Raw genomic sequence first — 22110 nt, forward strand, 5'->3', positions numbered from 1 at the left:
TAATTCTCTGAAATTTATCGTATATTTTCGGCTACCCGCTGTCTGTGTGCCTCAAACAAAATGATACCGGCAGCAACCGAAACATTCAGAGATGCAATTGTACCTGCCATCTCAATTTTCAATTGTTCGTCTGTCATGTCAAGATAAGCAGGACTGATGCCATCTTCTTCAGAACCCATTATAATTGCCATTGGCATGGTGAAACTCGCGTCGTAATAATTTTTGGAAGTTTTTTCAGTGCATCCGGTAAGCTGAATGCCGCTTTGTTTCAGGTATTGCAGCGTTGCTTTTAAATTTTTTGAACGGCATACCGGGATGATATTTAATGCTCCGGCCGAACTTTTTATCGCGTCGGCACTCACCCGAACCGAGTTTTGAAGCGGAATAATAATAGCATGTACACCGGCACATTCAGCCGTCCGGGCAATTGCACCGAAATTCCGCACATCGGTAACACGGTCAAGTACCAGCAACAGCGGGGTTTTTCCTTCTTCAAAAAGGGTGGGCACCAAATTCTCTATCTCGTGGTAGCTGATTTCAGAAATCCAAGCTATTACGCCCTGATGGTTTTTACGGGTAATGCGATTCAGTTTCTGAATAGGAACAAATCTGCATTCAATGCGGTGTATGCGCATCAGTTCACGCAGTTCGTTGTATGCGTCAGACCGAAGGCCCTGTTGTATCATCAGTCCGTCAATCTCTCTTCCGGCGTTTATGGCTTCAATCACCGGTCGTATTCCAAAAATATATCCTTCGTTTTCCAAAATGCTTTTTTGCAAAGATACACAAACAAAAATGCCACAGAATTTTCTATGGCATTTTTCATTCATGATATATATTGTTGAGCCAAACCTGCGTTTTTCAATGGGCTGTCAATCCTTCATCATGGATCCATGGTAACGGCGACTTCCTTCAGCTTTGTTCGGTCGGCCATAAGTCTGAGCCAGTACATTTCACCGGGTTTGAATTCAGGATCCTGAACTGAATAGTGATATGTCTGTGTGCCGTGACTGTAATATTTTTCAAGGAAAATGGACGAAATCCTGTTGCCGTTGTTATCATAAATCCATAACGAAACTTTTCCGGCATACTGCATTTGCCATACAAAATCACCCTCAATTTTGAATGAACCGTTTTTTACTTGCGGAAAACTATAGTCATAAATAAATTTCTCATCACGCTGTGCTACGCTGCGGGCTTTAACCAGAAGCGTTTTGAGCGCTTTAACGGTGATTGAATCAGAGCCGGTCACGTTAGCCGGATCGTCGCCATCGGTTAGTACCCACACTGCCGATTGGCCTGTGCGGTCGAAGCAATTGAGCTTTTCAATCAGTTGTGTAAGCTGCAGCAAATAGCCGTTTGCAAGTTCCGACAATGAGAATATTGAAGTAGTTGAAGGGCACCGGTCGTGCTTTTGTGAGCACATAGCATACACTTTAAAATCCTGCTCACTCTGACCTCCAAGGGCAAATATTTCAGCTTTTGTTACGAGCATATCCTGCACAGAATCGTAGGTGCATTTTAGTCTTCTTCCGTTTTCTAAGCTAAGGCTCAAAGCGCCATACGTCAAGTTTTTAATATGCATGTTGATGCACTTTCCGTAATACGAACTTGAACCTGATTCATAATCATTACCCTTAATGGTAACCTTTATGAGCTTTTTTGAAATCGCTTCTGAAAGCGTGTACGATTGCGGGCTGCCGGAACCATAACCGGCCATTGCAAACAGGCAGATGGCCATTGCGAAGATTGCTCTTGTTTTCATACTCTGTCGGTTTTAAGGTTTGGGAGTATTTATGGTGCCATACGCAGGTTTTTATTAAGTAACGGATTATTCGCTGATTAAATTGTAATTTTGACGAGCATTTCATAACCGCTGTTGGTATTAAATAAAGTAGCGGAGCAGAAGGTAAGCGCTGACTGTAAATATTTTTACAAATGCTCAATTTGAACCGGTTTAAAATGATGGATGAAGTAATATTATCTACTGCCTGGCTCGGGCCAATTGAATATTTTGCATGGATAGCGCAGTCTGAAAAAGCGATGGTTGAGCATTCAGAAAGTTATGTGCGTCAAACATACCGCAACCGTTGCGTTATAGCTACTGCCAATGGGAAACAGGAACTGTCGGTGGCCATTGTAAAATCACGCAAGAACCACGTACCCATCCGCGAAGCAATTATCAGCTATGATAATTGCTGGAATGTGCTCCATTGGCGTACCATTGAGTCGGCGTATAATAATTCGCCTTTTTTTCTATATTACCGCGATGCACTTGAACCGTTTTTTACACGCCCCTTCAGATATCTTACCGACCTGAATGCCGAATTGCTCGCGACCGTTCTTGCAATCCTGAAAATTAAAACACAGCTGGAATATACGAATGTATATTTAAAGGAATATGCCGGTATTCCTGATCTTCGCTACACTATTATTCCTGAAAAAACAGCAACGCGTATCCCATCGGTTGCTATGCCGGGTTATACCCAGGTTTTCGAGGAAAAAATCGGATTCATTCCCAACCTGAGCATCCTCGACCTTATTTTCAATAAAGGTCCCGAAGCGAATGATTATTTGCTGAAATGTACGCTGAGCAAGTAATTAAGATGGATATTCGATTCTCAACTGATAGATATTCATCAGCCGGTTTTTAAACACAATCTTAATTCTTGAAATATCGCGGAATGTAATACTGGTATTTTTAAATTGCCTCATTTCAATCTGGCGGTCAATAATGCTTTCAACCAGATCATTGATTGTTTGTTTATCGGGCATTCGCAGGCTTTTCGATGCTGCTTCAACGGCATCGGCCATCATTACAATCGCTGTTTCTTTAGTATAGGGAAGTGGTCCTACATACGTGAAATGGCTGTCGTCAGTGTCATTTGGATGTGACATTTTATACATGGAATAAAAATATTCTGTTTTTTTAGTGCCATGATGTGTTCGTATAAAATCAATGATTGGCTCAGGCAGCTTGTACTTTTTGGCAAGATTAATCCCATTTTCAACATGGGATATAATAATGCCGGCACTTTCCTGAGGACCAATTTCTTTGTGAGGATTGTAGCCGCCCAGTTGATTTTCTACATAATAGCCGGGCATGGCCATTTTACCAAGGTCGTGGTATAGCCCGCCGGTTCTGGCAAGCAGCGCATTGCCTTCAACACGGTACGCTGCTTCTTCAGCCAGATTTGCTACCTGCAGACTGTGCTGGAAAGTTCCGGGTGCTTTCAGCGCGAGCTCGCGAAGTACGCGGCTATTGGTATTCGAATATTCAAGCAATGAAACAGCCGTCACAAAACCGAAAATGCGTTCGTAAAAATATATAATCGGATAAGCGAAAAGCATCATCAGTGAGCAAACTGCAAATAATCCGAAGGTGCGTGGCTCAACATTTTCGATGCCGCCGTCCTGCATCAGGCACATCCCGGTATAAATAAGGGAATAAGTGAAAAAAACGTAGAATGATGTAAGGAAGAATTGTGAACGTTTTTCGAGATTTACAATGCTTATTATGGTAACAATTCCAGCAATAAGTTGCAGGAAAATAAATTCAAAACCATTCGGGACAAGGAAGCCAATGATGATGACCGTTACTATATGCACAAAAAGTGCGAGGCGGGTGTCGGAAAATGCGCGAATTATAAAGGGGACTAGGCAAAGCGGTACCAGTCGGATATATTCAAAATCAAATTTTCGTATCACCAGACTGGTAGTAAGCACCATAAGCATTATGAGTGAAAGTATGAGTGCGATTTTTTTATTGTCGGCGAGAATATCTTTGCGAAACATAGAAAGGAACAGCACAAGCACAATGATAGCAATGGAAATGAGAATGGTTTGTCCGCCAAGTATAAAATAATAATTGCTCAGATTTCCGGCCTGCCCTTCATATTCCTGCCTCAGCGATTCCAGTTCCAGAAATTTCTCGTCATTGATAAGCTCACCTTTTGATATTACACCTTCTCCACGCTGAACAATACCGCGTGTAAGCGAAAGGTTGCCTATTCTTGAAACCTTATCATGATAGGTTGATTCGGGATCATAAACAACGTTCTGGAAAAGGGATTTAGTAAGTATATCAATATTGAATTGAGCGACACCGGTCCGCGCATTTTGAAAACGATTTTGAATAAATAACTGTGCCGATTGTAAGGAGAAAAGTTCGCGGAGTTCTTTTTCTTCGGCAATTTTATTTTTCACTATTATTATCGTGAAATCATCAGGTCTGCCTTCTGTTTCATCGCTTCGCTGAATGATGCCCCGGGCATAAAGTGAATCAAATACACTAAGGCATTGCTTCAGGTTTTGTTGTGCTGCTGCCGACGACGAATCGGAGAATCTGGTCTGCCACGCCTCATTGAACTGCCTGATAAACCATCTTCTTTTTTCGCCTGTAATTTTATTATTATAAAAGTAATAAGGACGCACTTCACTGTAAATCTGCTTTTTCTCGGCTAAAATCTCCGCATCCGACTTTTTAACTGCAAAATCAAAAGGCGCAATCAGGTCTTCATACATCCAGGGCTTACTTTTCTGGAATTCGTATTTAAACGTATAGTCTTTGGGAAACAATGCAACAATGACAGCAATCGTACTTACAAATAGTACGGTCTTTATTATGAAATCCTTTTTCCGGACAATACTATTTATAATATCCATTTTTCAGGTAGTTCTGTTTATCACGAAATTATTAAATATTCGGCTTAATGAGGAACTTATTTCAAAAATTGTTTACTTTGTGTGATGATGATGACTGTTAACTGTAAGAAATGAAATACGGAGTATGCACCCTTAGCATGGCTCCCGTGCGAAAGTCGCCCTCGAGCCGCTCAGAAATGAGCAATCAGCTTTTATTCGGTGATTTGATTGAAATCCTTGACCGGGTTGACAGTTGGCTTTTTATCCGTTCAGTTTTTGATTCGTACGAAGGCTGGCTTGACTTCAGGCAGGTAACGGAAGTGAGCAATGAGTATTTCGAAAAAGCTGCTTCTGCGGCTCTATGCGTATGTTGCGACCCTGTCGGGATATTGAAAGACGAACACGGCAACCTGAAAGTAAGAATTGTAGCCGGGAGCTCCTTGCCGGGTATGAATGATAATCATTTTGAAATTGATGGCTCACACTATTTCTATGATGGCAATTCGGCTGTGATGCACGGAAATGCAAGCCGCGAAAATATCTGCAACATCGCTCTTGCTTATCTTGAAGCACCTTATCTATGGGGCGGACGAAGCCCTTTCGGAATAGACTGCTCCGGTTTTGTTCAGGCAGTGTTTAAAATCGGAGGACTCCCGATGAAACGCGATGCATCTCAGCAGGCAATGCAGGGTAACACTATCAGCTTCCTCGAAGAATCCCTGCCGGGCGATTTGGTTTATTTTGATAATGAAGAAGGCGTCATCATTCATACAGGAATATTACTTGAAAACAATAAAATCATTCATTCATCCGGAAAAGTCAGGATTGATAATATTGACCATGAAGGGATTTTCAATCACGAACTCCAAAAATATACACATCGGCTTCGCTTGATTAAAAGTGTAATCGCCTAAAAATAATCCAGGTATTATATTAGATTACGAATGTTGATATTTTGTCCATGAACGGCCATTGTATAATCATGAACATTTATTCGTATTCTTTGTTGCCCGAAGCTTTTTTTATATATTTGTACAAAGGTATTCAACTGCCTTTTATAAAAAAACAAAAAAGCTATGAAGAAAAGTATTCTTTCCGGGATATTATTCCTGCTTGCTATACGCATTTTTGCACAGTATACCGGCACTGCCGAAGAACCTGCTTTTCCACAGGGCGACAGACAAAAAGTGGATGAGCTGACAGCACTTTGCAGCGAATTTGTATTCGATAATCCTCAGCAAGCATTGCAGTATGGTGAAAAAGGACTGAAACTCGCCCGCAGCCTTAATTATGATGAAGGTACTGCAGCAGCACTTACGCAGCTTGCTGCCATCTCACACATGCAGCACGACTACGATCAGGCAATTATTCTTTATAAAGAAGCCATCAGTATTTATTATCGCTTAGATATGAAAAAGCCGCTTGCCGACAACCTTAGCGGTTTGGGAGTAGTGCAGGCCGCTAAAGGCGACTTTAGTGAAGCACAATTTTTCTTTACTCAAGCTCTTGATATCTATAACCTGCTCGCCGATAAAAAAAAGATTTCTGAAATACTGAAAGACATTACCACACTTTATCAGGTTCAGGGCGGGCATAGCGAAATGCTCGAAGAAATTGAAATGATTAGAAACACCGACGGTCAAAAAAGTAATCAAAAAATTAAAGCCCTTCGCTATCTCGGACTCATTTATTATTATATGGGCAATTATTCCGAATCATTGAAGTGTTATAAGCGAGGTTTGGAAATTGCTGAACAAGATAACAGCATATTAGAAATATGCCGGCTCTGCAACAATATTGGCATTCTTTATAAAGAGAACAGCAAGTTTGAACAAGCCGTTGATTATTATCTCAGAGCGCTTGAAATTGAAAAGAAAATGGCCAACACCAAAAACGTTTCAAATACGCTGAAATACCTTGCCATGGTGTATGAAGCACAAGGCAATCTCGAGCGTTCAACCATCTATTATCTGCGGGCTATTAATGTAGATCAGAACGTTGCCGACAGCACCGGCATTGCCTATACTTGCCTCCAGCTCGGAAAAAATTATTTGTTGCAATCGCGTTTCGATCGGGCTTCCGAATTTATTGAAAGGGCCATTAAAACGGGTTTGGTGAGCAACGATCAATTCTTACTCGCTTCTGCCTATTTTACAATGGGACAGATGTACCAAAAACAAAACATTGGCTCTGCAGCTGAAATTTGCTTTGTAAAAGCACTCGATATTGCAACCGATATTAAATCGACTACCATTATTAAAGAGTGTTTCCAGAATCTTGCTGCCATGTATTCAAAAGGTGGCGATTACCGAAAGGCGTTTGAATATACCGCAACCTTTTCCAACCTTAAAGACTCAATGTATAATGTGGAAAGTACAAGCCGGTTCCGGCAATTGCAATCGAAGTTTGAAATCGATATGAAGCAGAAGCAATATGATATGCTGCGGAAGAATTTTGAAATCAATCAGCTTACCATGCAGAATCAAAGCACAGTGAGAAATTTTCTCATTGCCTTGCTGGTGCTTATCGGCATTTTCCTTTTCATGCTCTATAATCGATTTATTGCAGCTCGTAAAAGCAATATCCTTTTGAATACCCAGAAAGCCGAAATTGCATTGGTAAATGAGGAGTTGCTGCAATTGAATGTGCAGAATTCAAAACAAAACAAAATTACGGATGAACTGAATAAGGAACTATTACTTACAAATGACAAACTGCTGAATTCAGAGAAACGTTTAACCGAACTTATTGTAACAAAAGATAAATTCTTCTCAATTATTTCTCACGACCTTAGAAATCCTTTTGCCTCCATCATTGGTTTTGCACGCATTGTGAAGCGTGACCTTAAAAAACTTACAACGGACGAAATGGACGAACTTCTTCATGAGCTCGATAAATCAGTGTGTCAGGTAAATTCGCTGCTCGACAATATCCTGCAGTGGTCGCGTTCTCAAACAGGAAAAATACTTTTTACTCCCGAACACTTCGAATTAATAGAACCCCTTAATGCAATCATTAATTTGTTGCAAAGCAATATCAAAGTAAAGGAGATAAACATCCATATTTCAATTCAGGATAATTTTCTCATTTATGCCGACAGAAATATGCTTGATGTTATTCTCCGGAATTTAGTCTCAAATGCAATAAAGTTTTCTTCACGGGGTGGAAACATCGACATTACTGCCCATAATAGTGGTGATACCGTGAGCGTTTCCGTTAAAGACAACGGAACCGGTATGAGCCCCGAAAGTGTGGAACGGCTTTTTAAAGTAGGAGAGAGCTTCAGCAAGCACGGCACCGACGATGAAAAAGGAAGCGGTCTGGGATTGATTCTCTGTAAAGAATTTATTGACCGCCATCAGGGAAAAATCTTTGCTGAGTCTGTTGAAGGAAAAGGAAGTACCTTTACCTTTGTGATACCTTTCAATAACCCCCAAGCATAATTATTGGTTGCTTCTGGTACGAAAATTGAAAGACTTAGAAAAAGGAAACGTGAAAAGGTTCATCTCATCGATTGTTTTAATTACGTTGTTTATTTGCGGAATGTATGCCCATGCTCAGGAGCCTGTTGTCGCACGGGCAATTATTATTGATGGCGATACGCTGCCAATTATTGCTCTGGATGATGTGCGCATTTATGGTCCCATCATTTTCAAAAGTAAGCATGAAGCCATTAAATTTACCAGGCTTATCCGCGATGTAAAAATTGTTTATCCTTATGCCAGAGTGGTTGGTGTGAAGGTTAAGGAATACAACGATATTATTGAGCAGACCTCAAGCAGAAAAGAAAAGAAACAAAAAATGAACGTTGCCGAAGACGAATTAAAATCTCAGTTTGAGGCTGATATTAAAAACCTGACCGATGTGCAGGGCGTAATGCTTATGAAGCTCATTGACCGGGAAACCGGCAATAGTTCATACGAACTCATTAAAGAATTTAAAGGTGGGTTGATGGCCGTTTTTTATCAGTCACTCGGGAAATTATTTGGCTTTAACCTGAAAGTAACCTACGACCCTGGCGGAGAGGATAAAGATATTGAACAAATCGTTTTGATGATAGAAAGCGGGCAGCTGTAAAGCTATTTGCCACGGCCCTGAAGGATGATGAGCGCTGTATAAATCAGAATTTTAAAATCCATGGCAAGCGACATATTTTCGATGTACAGAATGTCGTATTTGAGCCGTTCAACCATTTGCTCAACATTTTCAGCATAACCGTATTTCACCTGCCCCCATGACGTAATACCCGGTTTTACCTTGTGCAATAATTTATAATGTGGCGCTGATTTTACAATTTGCTCTATATAAAATTTACGCTCAGGACGCGGACCCACCAACGACATATCGCCTTTGATTACGTTGAAGAACTGAGGTATTTCATCCAGCCGTACTTTCCGCATGAATTTACCGAAATTGGTGATGCGCGCATCGTCTTTACTCGACAGTTGCGGACCATTCTTTTCGGCATCGGTAAACATCGACCTGAATTTGAACATCATAAACGGTTTGCCGTGCAGGCCTATACGCTGATGAGAATAAAATATGGGACCTTTCGATGACATTCTGACGCCAATAGCCGTTATAATATAAATGGGTATAAGTATAAGAATCGCGAGCATGGATGCGCCAATATCAATCACCCGTTTCAGCGATTTCTGCCACAAAGGCATCAGTTCTGAAGATATCTGTATGAGTGGCGCGTGAAAAATTGAAGTCATCTTCACGCTGCCCAACAGTATATCTTTAAGGTCGGGTATGACTTTTATTACAGTGTTGGTGTCTTCAAGCCGTGTGATGATATTCTCAACAAAATTGTGCTCTGATTTATCAATCGCAATAATAATTTCTTCCACCTGATGTTTGATGATAATCTCCCGAAGCTCTTTGTAATTGCCTAAATGCGCTATTTTTTTTGCAAGAGGGCTTTCGCTGATGCCATTATTTACATCAACAAAGCCAATAAATTTATTGCCCGCCGATTTAAACTGGTTCTCAATTTCATTATAAATGGAAAATGCGCTTCCGTTACTTCCTATAATTACGGTATTGAACCCAATCATGCGGTGATGTATCCGATAAGCAGTACGCGACGAAAGAATAAATCTGAAAACATACGTAATGCCAAAATGCAGCGCGTAAAGCACTAAAAAGAACTGATAATAACTGCGGTACGAAGTTACCTGATCGTCAAGAATAAGAATAAAGAAAACAGTGATGGTTCCTATAAGAGAAATAAATATGGTTTGACCAAGCTCTTTTAACCTCGATTTGCGGTAAATATTCTGATATGTTCCGACAAGCAAATAGAGCAGCAACCAAAAAGCAACCACAATAATCAGCCCGAAATATAGATTGCCATCTGAAAATAACTCATGGGGATGATTTACAATTTCCGCGTCAACGGCATATTTTCGATAAACAAAAAACAATGTCCAGGCTATCATCGCTGAAAATGCATCAGCAAGCAGATATTTAAGTACCTGGAGTTTTTTATTCATCATTACGGCTTTGAATAAACCAATTTCAAATTATCAAAATAGGCAACCGGACTGTCAATACTGTCGGGTCTGTACATATCTAAATACACCTTCCATCCGCTAGCGTTGGGCTGCTGCTGCAAGGTCTCGGTAAGATTAATATAAATTTTGTTCCACTCCGGCATTTCATTCAGCCGAATTGTTTCAATACGGGTTGTGTTTCCCTGATAATACGCATACATACCAACGTAAATTTTGCAGTTGGTTTTGTAATTCATTTCCAGAAATACCGGTGCGCCGGTAGCCGGAAGAACGTATTCGTCCATCGTTATACCAAAAAAATGTGGCTTGCTCGCTGTAAGATGTACCATCCCCGAATAGGAACCTTCAAATACCTGCGTCGGATCGCTGCACTTTATCATCGCAGTGTCGTCAGTCGATGTCGTTTCAATCGTTTGCCCTCCGCCTTCAAAATCTTCAACCCAATTCACCATGTCCGGATAATAAGTAACTACAGGATGGATTGACATGACTTCACCCTTCACAAAAGTAACTGTAGCCTCATATTGCTTATAAAATGGGTAGTAGGCCCGGGTATTTGAAATACCATTGACCTTTATTCCGGGTTTAATAATAAGGTCGTGCTCGCCTTCTTTCAGGACAGGAAATTTAGCCGGAAGCTCAAAAATTCCAATCAGGTTGCCGTCAACATACACCCATGCATCGGTAATTTTGCTTGATGCACTGCCTTCGGAAACAGGATTAGTGGAAACGTCAATTTTATCAATCTGAATATATGCGGGAATTGGTTCGTCGGGGTTAATTACATCGCATGAAGTAAGAAACAGCAACAAGAGCAACGGAAAAAAATATTTTATATATTTTGGCAAACGATTGTGCATAAATTTTCCGGACGCAGTCAATTGATTTATTAAATTTATTTGTAAACGGCAATATATAATTTATATTGTCTGTGAACACAAATAATTATATAATTACCTGATATCAGCAGGAATATTCATCCGGTCTATTATCTGATAAGCCACGTTCAGCGCGTTATACCCATCAATAATAGTGACCGAAGGAATGGAATTATTTATTATAGAAGCATAGAAACATTCAAGCTCGGTTTTTATCGCATTTACTTGCTTTATTTCCGGGTGCTCAAAAAAGATCTGCTTTTTCCCTTTGTCGTTCCCGAGGTCAATGACCATTGAAAGTGGATCCAAATCCAATTCATTCGCAATATTTTTTAACCTGATAATCTCGGTTTCTTTTTCAAGGAAGTCGATAGAGATATATGCGTCTTGTTGGAATAATCTGGTTTTGCGCATATTTTTCATGGAAATGCGGCTCGCTGTGAGGTTGGCAACACAGCCGTTATCAAATTCTATGCGGGCATTGGCAATATCTGGAGTATCACTGACCACGGCAACACCGCTTGCGCTGATTTTGCGGATATTGGAGCGTACCATGCTCAGTATTATATCAATATCGTGAATCATCAGGTCGAGTATTACCGGCACATCTGTTCCGCGCGGGTTGAATTGTGCCAGGCGGTGCGACTCGATGAATAATGGCTGCCCAATGAATGGCTGAGCAGCAATAAACGCCGGGTTAAAACGTTCAACGTGACCTACCTGAACCTTAACCCGTGCTTCGGAAGCAATCGCTATCAGCTCTTTGGCTTCGGCAGGCGATGTTACAAGAGGCTTTTCAATAAAAACATGTTTCGCTTTCTTCATCGCTTTGGAAGCGCAGTTAAAATGCGAAACAGTTGGAGTTACTATATCAATAACTTCAGCAGCGTCAATAAGCTCATCAATAGATTCAAATCGTTTGATGTTGAATTCTTTCTCAACTTTTTCTGCAATCTCTGCATCCGGATCATAAAAACCAATCAGATCAAAAGTGCTTATTTCTTTAATACATCTAAGATGAATCTTGCCAAGGTGTCCGGCACCCAATACTCCAATTTTCAACATACCTGTCTGTTTTTTGCAAAAGTAAATTTTTTGTTCAACCCAATTGATTAATTTCGCATAATTAAGCTAACAGGCTATTATATTGAATTTCTCTGCCTAGATTATTGGTTTAAAGTGAAATACTGTGAAGACTCGTAGTATATGTATTTGTAAATTGTTAATTACTAATTAACCCGTGATAGATTCATACAAACATAAGGGGATGCGAAAACTGCTTGTTCAGGAGATCAGCCGGAAAGGAATCACTGACGAGAACGTGTTGAAAGCTATTGAAGAAATTCCCCGCCATTTCTTTCTCGATTCAACGTTTGAAAGTCATGCCTACGAAGATAAACCCTTCCCGATAGGCTCAGGGCAAACAATTTCCCAGCCTTATACCGTTGCTTTTCAGAGCCAGTTACTGAATGTGCGTAAACGCGATAAGGTGCTGGAGATTGGCACCGGCTCAGGATACCAGGCATGCGTATTACTTGAAATGGGAGCCACGGTTTTTACCATTGAGCGGCAAAAGAATCTTTTTCAGCGTACAAAGTTATTTCTGCCGGGCATTGGCTACAATCCTAAAATGTTCTTTGGCGATGGTTACAAAGGATTGCCGGCTTTCGCACCTTTCGACCGGATTATTATTACTGCAGCTGCACCCTTTATTCCTGAACCACTTATTGCACAACTCAAACCGGGCGGCATTATGGTTATTCCTGTGGGTGCCGGTGGGGTTCAGACCATGACAACGCTGCATAAAACCGATGCCGAAAACTATACATTAAAAGAGCACGGCAGTTTCAAGTTTGTGCCTCTGCTTGAAGATAAAGCAACTGATTGATTGTTGCAATTATGGCATCTGTCTGTTCGGGTTTAAACCAATGGTATGCCTTATCGCGCCTAAACCATGTTAACTGTCGTTTCGCATAACGCCGGGTGTTGGTTTTAATTTTTTCAACGGCGAGGTCATAACTCATAGCTCCGTCTATACACGCAAACAATTCACGGTAGCCTACAGTGTTCAGGCTGTTCAGTGAGCGCAAGGTGTAGAGACTTTTTGCTTCTTCGTACAAGCCTGCTTCCATCATACGGTCCACGCGTTGGTTTATTGTTTCGAAAAGCTCATTGCGCGGTCTGTTCAGCGCAATTTTAATAATGTTGAAATCACGTTTTTGAGGTATCGCTGTCCGCAGTTCAGACACTTTTCTCCCGGTTAACAAACAAATTTCCAGTGCACGTATTACACGTACAGGATTCGAAATGTCAATATTGTGGTAGGTTTCAGGGTCAAGTGCGCGCAATTGATGTCGCAGTTCATCCGGACCTTTTTCTGAAAGTGCCAGTTTCAGACTTATCCGGAGTTCTTCGTCAGGGTCGGGGAGTGAATCCATTCCGTTACAAACGGCATCAATATACATACCTGAGCCGCCTGCCATAATTACGACTCTGTGCTGCCCGAACAGTTTTTTCAGACATTCCAGTGCCTCAGTTTCGAACTTTGATGCGTTGTAATCGTCATGCACAGAGCGTTGCCCGATAAAATGATGTTTCACTAAAGCAAGCTCTTCGTCAGATGGAACAGCCGTACCGATGTTCATCTCTCTGAAAAACTGACGCGAATCGGCCGAAATGATTTCGGTCGCAAATTCTTGTGCCAGCCTGATGGCCATGGCGGTTTTACCAATGGCAGTAGGTCCGGCAACAACAATGAGCGTTTTGCCTGAAGCGGATAACGATGGGTCGGGTATGGAATCCTGGCTGTTAATTATATGTGTTGTCTTCAAAAGAGTCACCAAAAGGAGAAGAATCTTCGGTTTCGCCTTCGTCTTCTTCATTCAGCAAATCCTCGAATTCCTTTAACAGACTTTCTTCGGAATCGCCTTCACCCGGTGTTCTTGCTACATTATTTTTATGCCGGTGCAACTTTCCTGTACATTTCGTACACACAGGATATTTAGTATTTGCTGCTGCCGGAAGTATTTTAAACAGCTCAACATAGAACGTCCACATGTTAAGAAAGTCGAAGACGTAAATGAATCGTTGATGCGGGTCAATAATAATATCCTTGAGTTTTACTTCTGACATTACCAGTGGCGGAAGCGATTTCTTCGCGTTTCGCGGAAACAGGTCTTCATCATCGTCCTGCTCATCGTTAAGATTAAGGTCGCAAAGGCTGATTTCCTGTCCTTTGTTCCACTGCCCGTCGCATACATAGAATGAAGCCATTTCTTCGTCTTCAAAACCTATACATTCAAGGATGGCCTTGTGGAAATCCAGGAACGTGCTTGATGGCTTAATTTCGATCTCCCTGAAAAAGGAATCGTTCTCGTCTGATATAATTCTGAATTTGTAGATGTGCATTTTTCCTGTAGTTTTTTGATATGTGAGTGCCACAATGAAATGGACATATAAAAATAATCATTTTTGCTGCTGAAAGGAAATTATTTTTTATTTTTTTTGTATGATATTTATTTTCTTCGCTTCATCTATCATAAAATTAAATGCTTCGGTATAATTGTTTTCGATTTTACCGTCAAGAATTGCCTCCCTGATAGCATTTTTAATGATTCCTACCTCACGGCAGGGTTGTAAATCAAAGGTCTGCATAATCATTTCGCCGGTTACCGGTGGCTGCCAGTTACGCAGTTTGTCTTTTTGTTCTATTTCGGCAAGTTTGTGCCGTACAATTTCAAAATTCTTCAGGTATTTGATAACCTTTTGCTGATTTTTTGAAGTAATATCCGCTTCACACAGCAACATCAGATCATCAATGGTATCACCGGCTTCAAACAGCAGGCGCCGTATTGCCGAATCCGTAATTTCATCTTCGGCAAGTCTGGCCGGTCTCAGATGCAGCAGCACCAGCTTCTGTACATACTTCATCTTTTCGTTCAGCGGAAGCTTCAGTTCACGAAAAATATCATGCACCATGCGCTCGCCTTTTACTTCATGTCCGTGAAAAGTCCAGCCCGTTTCTTCACTGTATTTTTTAACGAGTGGTTTGGCAATATCATGAAGCAGTGCGGCCCAGCGAAGCCATAAATTATCGGTACGCTGTGCAACGCGGTCAAGTACTTTAATGGTATGAAAGAAGTTGTCTTTATGACCGCTGCCGCCGATTTTTTCAACACCCTGCAGTGCCGCTACCCATGGCAGAACGACCTCCAGCAATCCGGTTTCCTGCATATAAATGAATCCGTCTGAAGGAAAAGGTGCGAGCATCATTTTATTCAATTCGTCGGTGATACGTTCTTTAGAAACAATGGCAAGTCTTTTGCCATTTCTTTGAATGGCTGCAAGCGTTTTTTCTTCAATCGTAAAACCCAGCTGTGCCGCAAAACGCACGGCGCGCATCATTCTCAGCGGATCATCCGAAAAAGTAATATCAGGTTCCAGTGGTGTGCGGATAATTTTTTTTTCCAGATCGTGATGTCCGCCAAACGGGTCAATCAGGCTTCCGAAATCAAATTCATTCAATGAAAACGCCATCGCATTTATCGTGAAATCACGACGGTTTTGGTCGTCTTCAAGACTTCCGTTTTCAACCAGCGGCTTGCGCGAATCAGCGCGATAGGATTCTTTACGGGCACCTACAAATTCAACATCGAGTCCGTTATGGTGAATCATGGCTGTCCCGAAATTTTTAAACACCGTTACCAGGATGTTTTTTCCCAGCTTAGATGCCACGTTTTGAGCCAGCTCTATGCCGCTGCCTGCAACAACAATGTCTATATCTTTTGATTCACGCCCGAGCAGAATATCTCTTACATAGCCACCTATAACAAACGCTTCGGCACCAAGCTTGCGGGCTTCGTCAGCAACAATTTTAAAAATTGGATTTTCAAGATGACCGGATAATTGCAATACCGTAATTTTTACAAAAATATTATGTTCTGATTATTTGGTAAGACTCATTGTCAGTAAACTTGATGACAGTTGACGGTCGAACCTGGTTGATGGCATCGCGTTCAAAATCTACTACATAATCAACAGATTTGATGATTTCGGGCGATATTTTGCAAAACATAAGTGGAGTTGACTGTCCGCTGAAATTTGCCGACGACGACACCAATGGCGCGTTCAGCAAGCTGATGAGCCTGCGGCAGAATTCTGTTTTTACAATACGTATACCTATAGAACCATCTTCGGCGAGTAAATTTTTTGCAAGATTCTTGCCGCCCGGATACACAATGGTAAGCGGTGTGTCTATACTGTTAATCAGGTCGAGTGCTATGGCAGGAACTTTGTCTACATAGCGGTGCAGCTTTTCAAACTGATCGAGCAAAATAATAAGGCTTCGAGCCGGATCACGTTTTTTTATTTTAAAAATGCGGTCAACAGATTTTACTTTCGTAGCATCGCATCCTATTCCCCATATAGTGTCGGTCGGGTAGAGTATGATTCCGCCTTTTTCAAGAACCTCGTATGCTTTTAATAATTCTTCGGTCATTGTTTTACGCTCTTCAATAGTTGTTCTTTGGTAATTGCCATCGCGCATTTAAAATGTTTTTCAGGGCAGCTGTTAAATCCATGAAGTCCGCATGGTCTGCACTTCAGCGGTTCTGCTGTTTCAATTATTACGGCATTGTCCGATAAAGGACCAAAACCAAATGCCGGAACTGTAGAACAAAAAACGACACTTACTGCTGCATTCACGGCGCTTGCCAGATGTTGCGGTGCACTGTCGTTCGTGAAATTCATCTCGGCATCTTTCATCAATGCTGCCGTTTCAAGCAGGCTAAGCTTTCCGCAAAGACTTTCAGGCTTATTTCCGCGGCACAAATTTACGATTTTTTCTGCCGTCGTTTGATCGGAACCCGACCCTATGATAAATATTTTTTTATCGGCGGGCAATTCAGAAATGAACTCAGCCCATTTCTCTGCCGGCCATTGTTTTGTGAACCACAACGAGGCCGGAGCAATGGTAATATATCTGCCTTGAGCTATTTCTGATGCTTTTGCGAAAGCAGCTGCTGTGGGGAATAAACGGGGTGCTGCCGTCAACCCACCGCCGAACAATGGTTTTAGCAATGTCAGATTGCGCTCCGTCTCGTGTACAAAGGGAATACCGGTTCCAATTGCATGAGCTGCTTTATGCGTAAAAAGAAATGAAAATGGATTTTTATCAAAACCCGACCGCACTGCAGCACCCGAAAAACCTGCAAGAAATCCCGATGAAGCAAAACGCTGAATGTTTATTACTGCGTCGTATTTTTCGCGTCTGATTTTTTTTAACAGTGAAAAAAGATGACGGTATTTTTTTGACGATTTATCCCACACCAGTACATTCCGCACATACGGATGACCTGCAAACAGGCTTTCACAACCCTTTTTTACCAGGATATCAATAATGGTTTCAGGCTCTTGCCGGTGCACACATTCCGCTACAGGCGTGGCCAGTATCACATCACCGATAGATGCAGTCTGTATTATCAGAATTCTTTTCATCACCACAAAGATAGTCAATACCTCTATATCTCTACGATGATACCCAGTGTTGGAAGTATGGTGCCCGATGTATTGTTCAGACTTTTTAACAGATAACGCGTGTTGTCTGCAGGATCTGTAAGCGGTGCACCATTGGCGTCTGTTACCTGTATAAGGTTGGGCGGACTCTCCAGTTTGGAATTGTAAAGGTTCTGAACATCCACATAAAGATTCAATGACCAACGTTTAAAGAACCATGTTTTATCCACCCGAACATCGAGCTGCGTAAACGCTTTCAAGCGCTCGGTGTTGAAACGGGAATAATCAAGATAGCCTTTGCCTTGTGCATCCCACGCTGCAATTTGTGACGAAACATTGAGATTCCAAGGTGTGTAAGGCGTACCGGAAACATAACGCCACTTAAAACCCGCAGACCAGTTTCTCTTAAATGTTTTGGATAAGGTCATGCTGACCAGATGACGACTGTCCCAGGCCGATGGAACATAGTTGTTGTTTTTATCCTGAAACTCGCTTCTGACGTAAGTATAGCTTGCGATTCCATTAAACCCTTTCCACATTTTGACCCGACCCAGTACCTCAACTCCAAATGCGCGGCCTTTGGAGCGCGATACTACTTCTTCGTTCCCGAACACTCCAAAATCGGCACCGGCACTGGCAAGACAAATTGAGTCGTTTACCGAGAACGGGTAATTGTGATACATTTTATAGAATCCTTCAACAGAAACTTTAAAGTTCTTCTGGTCCTGATAGGCAACACCTGCAACATAATGATCAACGGAAATGTATTTCAAATTGTGATCTCTGTTTACAAGTGCTCCTGCGCTGTTTCTATAACCAAGCATGGTATAAGGCGGCTGCTGGTAGTACCTGCCGGTATTGAAATTGAGCGACCAGTTTTCGTTAATCATCCACGATGCGGAAAAGCGCGGCGAAAACTGGTTAAGCAGATTCTGCATGGACGACGAATAATTATTTGCATCGGCCCTGATGCCCAGCGATAGTGCCAGTCGTTCGCCGAAAATGTTTTTGCTTACCTGTCCGAACAAATTCCATTTGTACATTTCAAGAAATGAATGGTAGTCAATAATAAGGGGCAAATTATTTACAAAGGCCTTCTGATACGTTTTGTTGGTGTATTTAGCGTACTCGGCTCCTGCACCGTAAATGATTTTAAAACCGGCCGTGCGGGTAGTGTTCTCGTAACGGATTTTATTTTCAATTTCATCCGACGTATAATCCGACAACTTGTTGGACGCAACACTTTCGTCGTTCTTAAAATATTTGTATGATGAATTTCTGAGCATATTACGACTGAGCACCCAGGTATCAAAAGAATTTTTCCTGAAATGTCTGTAAACTGCGCCAATGGTATAATTCCACTGATTATAAACCGGCAGATAACTCAGAATGTATCGCTGAGACTCGGTCTTGTTAGCCTTCAGATTCAGGCTTGACTGGTCGTACGCACCCAGACTGATAAACGTAAGCTGATTCTTTTTATCAAGGTCAATTTTTACTTTTAGCTGATAATCATTGTAGGTCGGCAAAAACGGCAGTTGAAGTGCTGTAAACAGCAACTGCAGGTAGGAACGGCGAACCGAGAAAATCATTCCCGCATCTTTTCCCAGTGGAGTGTTAAGCGTCACGGCCAGATCGGAAGCGCCCAAAGCGGCTTTGGCATTGAGTTTATCATGGTTCGGGTCTATTTGCTTCATGTCAATTACCGAACTCATGGCGTTGCCGTAACTTGCCGGAAAAGCACCCGAATAAAATTCTACCTCTCGCAGAAAATCTGTATTGATGATACCCACAGGTCCACCGGAAGCTCCTTGTGTTGCGAAGTGATTCAGATTCGGAATTTCAACATCATCCAGATAGAAACGGTTTTCACCCGTACCGCCTCCGCGAACCACAATGTCGTTACGAAAAGCCGGAGTGGCCGCAACGCCCGGATATGATTGAATTACCTTTGAAATATCACGGTTGCCGCCCGGGTTTTTCTCTATATCCGAAATACCCAGACTCCGCATAGAAATCGGACTTTCTTCTTTGCGCTCAAACGGCGATGCCTTTATGTCAACACCCTGAAGATTGATAACCTTTTCAATCATGGGAATATCAACATCCATCGACCGGGAGTTGCTTACCATAAATTCCTCGGAAACATAATTATCGAAACCGATGGAACTGGCAACAAGTTTTACGTAGCCCGGCTTAACACCGGTGAACGAATACTTTCCGTCAATATCGGAAGTGGCGCCTATGTTGGTTCCGAAAATAACAATATTGGCAAAAGGCAATGGCTCATTGTTCTTGGCATTGTATATCCTTCCCGAAATGTTGCTTTTCTGAGCAATCGCAAAAAAGGAAATCAACAATAGCAGCAGGGTGAAGTGAATTCTGTTTTTCATTTTGAATCGCTATATTAGGTTGCTATTTGTAATATTTCTAAATAAACAAATAACGTTCCTTCGAGTATCAAAGGTAGTCAATATTTTGTAATTAATTCTGAAACAGATATATATCATGTTGTTAAATTGTCATATATGCGCTCCGGCATGACACAGTGTCACAATTTGTGGCAGGAACGGTAATATATGAATTCCATTGAGTTTTCAGGCATAATATGCGTGTTTTTTAAATGGCGGATAATGCTGATACAAGCGTGGGAATATGGAGGATAATTCAGCAAAACTATTATTTTGCTTTAAGGATATTTAATGTAATTTTGCCATACAATCTATAATCTATATAGAATTAGTAGACTAATGGATTGAATACGCTAAATCTTGAATGAATGGGAGCTTTGTACGACAAACTAAAAAACGATGTCCGTTTTGAAGAAGGCCTGAAAGCCTGCATGAATTGCGGCACCTGTACTGCAATATGCGCCGCTTCCGAGTTTTATGAATACGACCCGCGCTCGGTTGTGGATATTGTACAAACACGGAATGAGGAACAGATTCTGGCTCTGCTGAAAAGCGAAACTATTTGGTATTGCGGCGAATGTATGTCGTGCAAAACACGCTGTCCGCGCGGCAATGCGCCGGGTTTGATTATTATGGCATTACGCTCCCTGTCGCAGGAAGAAGGTTATTTTGTGGAATCGGAAAAAGGACGGCAGCAGTTAGCCGTTAAACGGACGGTGGGCGACTGGATTCTGAAAACCGGATATTGTCTGTACCTCGAGGGCATCGGTACTGATCTGCATCCCGAGCAGGGACCGGTGTGGGACTGGAAGCAAAAAAACTGGCGCGGCATCTTCGAAAAACTGGGCGCCAATTACCTCGGCAGCGGTCCGGGCATTCTGCGTAAAATTCCGGAAGAAGCCATGGACGAGCTTCGGAGCATTTTTGAGGTCACCGGAGGCAACGAACGATTCAGGAAAATTGAAGAATATTCTAAAATAAAAGCCGAAGAAATGGGCATGCAGCTCGACGATACCATTGATAACGAGTATTTCAGGCACATTTATTCTTTTAACAGCAATAAACACAACAAGCATGAAGATTGAAGGTAAACAGGCTCTTTGGCAGGAATATCAGAAGGAAATTGCCGACGACAGCTATTTCTACGTGCGTTCCTGTGTGCGGCAGAACTTTTTTCCCGGTTCCGAAACTACTTTTTTGCGCATCCTTCGTAATGAACTTGGAAAAGAGGTGTACGAACACCCATGCCATACAACATGCACCGGTATTGGCTATCATGGCGATATTGTTCCTGTAGAGACGGCCATGACTGTGGTAGCTCGTCAATATGCACTGATGAGCGAGGCCGGTTACAAAAATTTTGTACCGTCCTGTGTAACTTCCTTCGGATTGTACACCGAGATTTTAGACACCTGGCATCATTTTCCCGAACTGGAAGAAAAAATTCGTGAGAACCTCAGAAAAGCCACCGGGCGCGAGTTTGAAGTTCCCGCGAATATGGCTCATGCCAGCGATGTTATTTATAAATTCCGTAAGGAAATCGCCGCCAAGGCAAAGTATAAACTGGTTAATAAAGCTACGGGCGAGCCACTCAAAGTGGTTGAACATATTGGTTGCCATTATTCAAAAATGTTCCCGCACAAAGGTGTCGGCGGTGCCGAATATCCTTATGTGCTTGTCGGAATGGTTGAAGAATGGGGTGGTGAAGTAATTGATTATCCCGAGCGCCGTCATTGCTGCGGATTCGGATTCAGACAATATCTGGTTCAGGCCAATAGGGGCTATTCCATTGCCTGTTCGCACAAGAAATTTGAATCCATGGAGCCTTATAAACCCGATATGATTATTACCAATTGTCCCGGCTGTCCTATGTTTATGGATAAATGGCAATACGCTATTGCGGAAATGTCGGGAAAAACATATGGTCAGGATGGTAAAGGAATTCCTGTATTCACCTTCGAAGAAGTGGCAGGGTTGGTGCTTGGATACGATCCCTGGGAAATAGGTTTGCAGGTGCATCAGGTAGCCTGCGAACCGGTGCTTGATAAAATGGGCATTCCATATGACCCGGAAAAAAAATACAAAGGAATTCATGGTGAGGACCTCGGACGACCCGAGCTGCCTGAGTTTCTCAAAGTCTGTTAA

General features: G+C 41.9%; 19 protein-coding genes. 7 read left to right on the forward strand and 12 right to left on the reverse strand.

Features of this window, described 5'->3' with window-relative positions:
* Positions 1–14: 14 nt before the first annotated feature.
* Together rlmB and WCM76_04650 are read right to left on the reverse strand one after the other, a co-directional pair.
* Positions 15–764 (reverse strand): 23S rRNA (guanosine(2251)-2'-O)-methyltransferase RlmB, encoded by a 750-nt coding sequence (gene rlmB, locus WCM76_04645; GenBank protein MEI6764906.1) that lies wholly within the window; start codon positions 762–764, stop codon positions 15–17.
* A gap of 119 nt (positions 765–883) precedes the next feature.
* Complete coding sequence (locus WCM76_04650) at positions 884–1765, reverse strand: hypothetical protein (protein ID MEI6764907.1); 882 nt, start codon at positions 1763–1765, stop codon at positions 884–886.
* A gap of 173 nt (positions 1766–1938) precedes the next feature.
* Here WCM76_04650 and WCM76_04655 point away from each other — a divergent pair, with 173 nt between their 5' ends.
* The gene (locus WCM76_04655; protein ID MEI6764908.1) at positions 1939–2601 is read left to right on the forward strand and encodes a WbqC family protein; all 663 of its coding nucleotides are present in this window, start codon (positions 1939–1941) and stop codon (positions 2599–2601) included.
* On the opposite strand, the gene WCM76_04660 is transcribed toward WCM76_04655, so the two are convergent.
* Positions 2602–4665, reverse strand: coding sequence for an HDIG domain-containing metalloprotein (locus tag WCM76_04660; GenBank protein ID MEI6764909.1), 2064 nt, complete (start codon positions 4663–4665; stop codon positions 2602–2604).
* Positions 4666–4775: 110 nt separating this feature from the next.
* On the opposite strand from WCM76_04660, the gene WCM76_04665 reads away from it, so the two are divergent.
* From WCM76_04665 to WCM76_04675, 3 genes are all read left to right on the forward strand, one after another.
* Entirely contained in the window at positions 4776–5558 is a 783-nt protein-coding gene (locus WCM76_04665; GenBank protein MEI6764910.1) for a C40 family peptidase, read from the forward strand.
* A 162-nt stretch (positions 5559–5720) separates the two neighbouring features.
* Complete coding sequence (locus tag WCM76_04670; GenBank protein MEI6764911.1) at positions 5721–8087, forward strand: tetratricopeptide repeat-containing sensor histidine kinase; 2367 nt, start codon at positions 5721–5723, stop codon at positions 8085–8087.
* Between the two features lie 49 nt (positions 8088–8136).
* Positions 8137–8721, forward strand: a complete 585-nt coding sequence (locus WCM76_04675) for a DUF4294 domain-containing protein (GenBank protein ID MEI6764912.1) — start codon at positions 8137–8139, stop codon at positions 8719–8721.
* A gap of 2 nt (positions 8722–8723) precedes the next feature.
* Here the strand turns inward: WCM76_04675 and WCM76_04680 are convergent, their stop codons facing one another.
* The 3 genes from WCM76_04680 to WCM76_04690 all read right to left on the reverse strand — a co-directional run bounded on the left by WCM76_04680 (position 8724) and on the right by WCM76_04690 (position 12106).
* Positions 8724–10145 carry a sugar transferase gene (locus WCM76_04680; protein ID MEI6764913.1) on the reverse strand — a complete coding sequence of 474 codons (1422 nt, stop codon included), beginning with the start codon at positions 10143–10145 and terminating at the stop codon, positions 8724–8726.
* Complete coding sequence (locus tag WCM76_04685) at positions 10145–11011, reverse strand: hypothetical protein (protein MEI6764914.1); 867 nt, start codon at positions 11009–11011, stop codon at positions 10145–10147. The genes WCM76_04680 and WCM76_04685 overlap by 1 nt, the downstream gene beginning before the upstream one ends.
* Before the next feature lie 105 nt (positions 11012–11116).
* Complete coding sequence (locus WCM76_04690) at positions 11117–12106, reverse strand: Gfo/Idh/MocA family oxidoreductase (GenBank protein MEI6764915.1); 990 nt, start codon at positions 12104–12106, stop codon at positions 11117–11119.
* A 175-nt stretch (positions 12107–12281) separates the two neighbouring features.
* Between WCM76_04690 and WCM76_04695 the strand changes: the two genes are divergently transcribed.
* On the forward strand, positions 12282–12929 hold the full coding sequence (locus tag WCM76_04695; protein ID MEI6764916.1) for a protein-L-isoaspartate(D-aspartate) O-methyltransferase: 648 nt from the start codon (positions 12282–12284) through the stop codon (positions 12927–12929).
* Here WCM76_04695 and miaA read toward each other — a convergent pair.
* The 6 genes from miaA to WCM76_04725 form a co-directional block, all read right to left on the reverse strand.
* Positions 12889–13854, reverse strand: a complete 966-nt coding sequence (gene miaA, locus WCM76_04700; GenBank protein ID MEI6764917.1) for a tRNA (adenosine(37)-N6)-dimethylallyltransferase MiaA — start codon at positions 13852–13854, stop codon at positions 12889–12891. The genes WCM76_04695 and miaA overlap by 41 nt on opposite strands.
* Positions 13850–14449, reverse strand: coding sequence for a hypothetical protein (locus WCM76_04705; GenBank protein MEI6764918.1), 600 nt, complete (start codon positions 14447–14449; stop codon positions 13850–13852). Before WCM76_04705 ends, miaA begins: the two co-directional genes overlap by 5 nt.
* An 87-nt stretch (positions 14450–14536) precedes the next feature.
* Entirely contained in the window at positions 14537–15952 is a 1416-nt protein-coding gene (locus WCM76_04710; GenBank protein MEI6764919.1) for an HD domain-containing protein, read from the reverse strand.
* A gap of 22 nt (positions 15953–15974) precedes the next feature.
* Positions 15975–16586 carry an L-threonylcarbamoyladenylate synthase gene (locus WCM76_04715; protein ID MEI6764920.1) on the reverse strand — a complete coding sequence of 204 codons (612 nt, stop codon included), beginning with the start codon at positions 16584–16586 and terminating at the stop codon, positions 15975–15977.
* On the reverse strand, positions 16535–17536 hold the full coding sequence (locus tag WCM76_04720; GenBank protein MEI6764921.1) for a glycosyltransferase family 9 protein: 1002 nt from the start codon (positions 17534–17536) through the stop codon (positions 16535–16537). Before WCM76_04720 ends, WCM76_04715 begins: the two co-directional genes overlap by 52 nt.
* A 23-nt stretch (positions 17537–17559) precedes the next feature.
* Entirely contained in the window at positions 17560–19947 is a 2388-nt protein-coding gene (locus WCM76_04725) for a TonB-dependent receptor (protein ID MEI6764922.1), read from the reverse strand.
* Between the two features lie 386 nt (positions 19948–20333).
* On the opposite strand from WCM76_04725, the gene WCM76_04730 reads away from it, so the two are divergent.
* Entirely contained in the window at positions 20334–21050 is a 717-nt protein-coding gene (locus WCM76_04730; GenBank protein ID MEI6764923.1) for a 4Fe-4S dicluster domain-containing protein, read from the forward strand.
* Positions 21040–22110 (forward strand): heterodisulfide reductase-related iron-sulfur binding cluster, encoded by a 1071-nt coding sequence (locus WCM76_04735; GenBank protein MEI6764924.1) that lies wholly within the window; start codon positions 21040–21042, stop codon positions 22108–22110. The genes WCM76_04730 and WCM76_04735 overlap by 11 nt, the downstream gene beginning before the upstream one ends.

This window comes from Bacteroidota bacterium (assembly GCA_037133915.1).
Classification (GTDB): domain Bacteria; phylum Bacteroidota; class Bacteroidia; order Bacteroidales; family CAIWKO01; genus JBAXND01.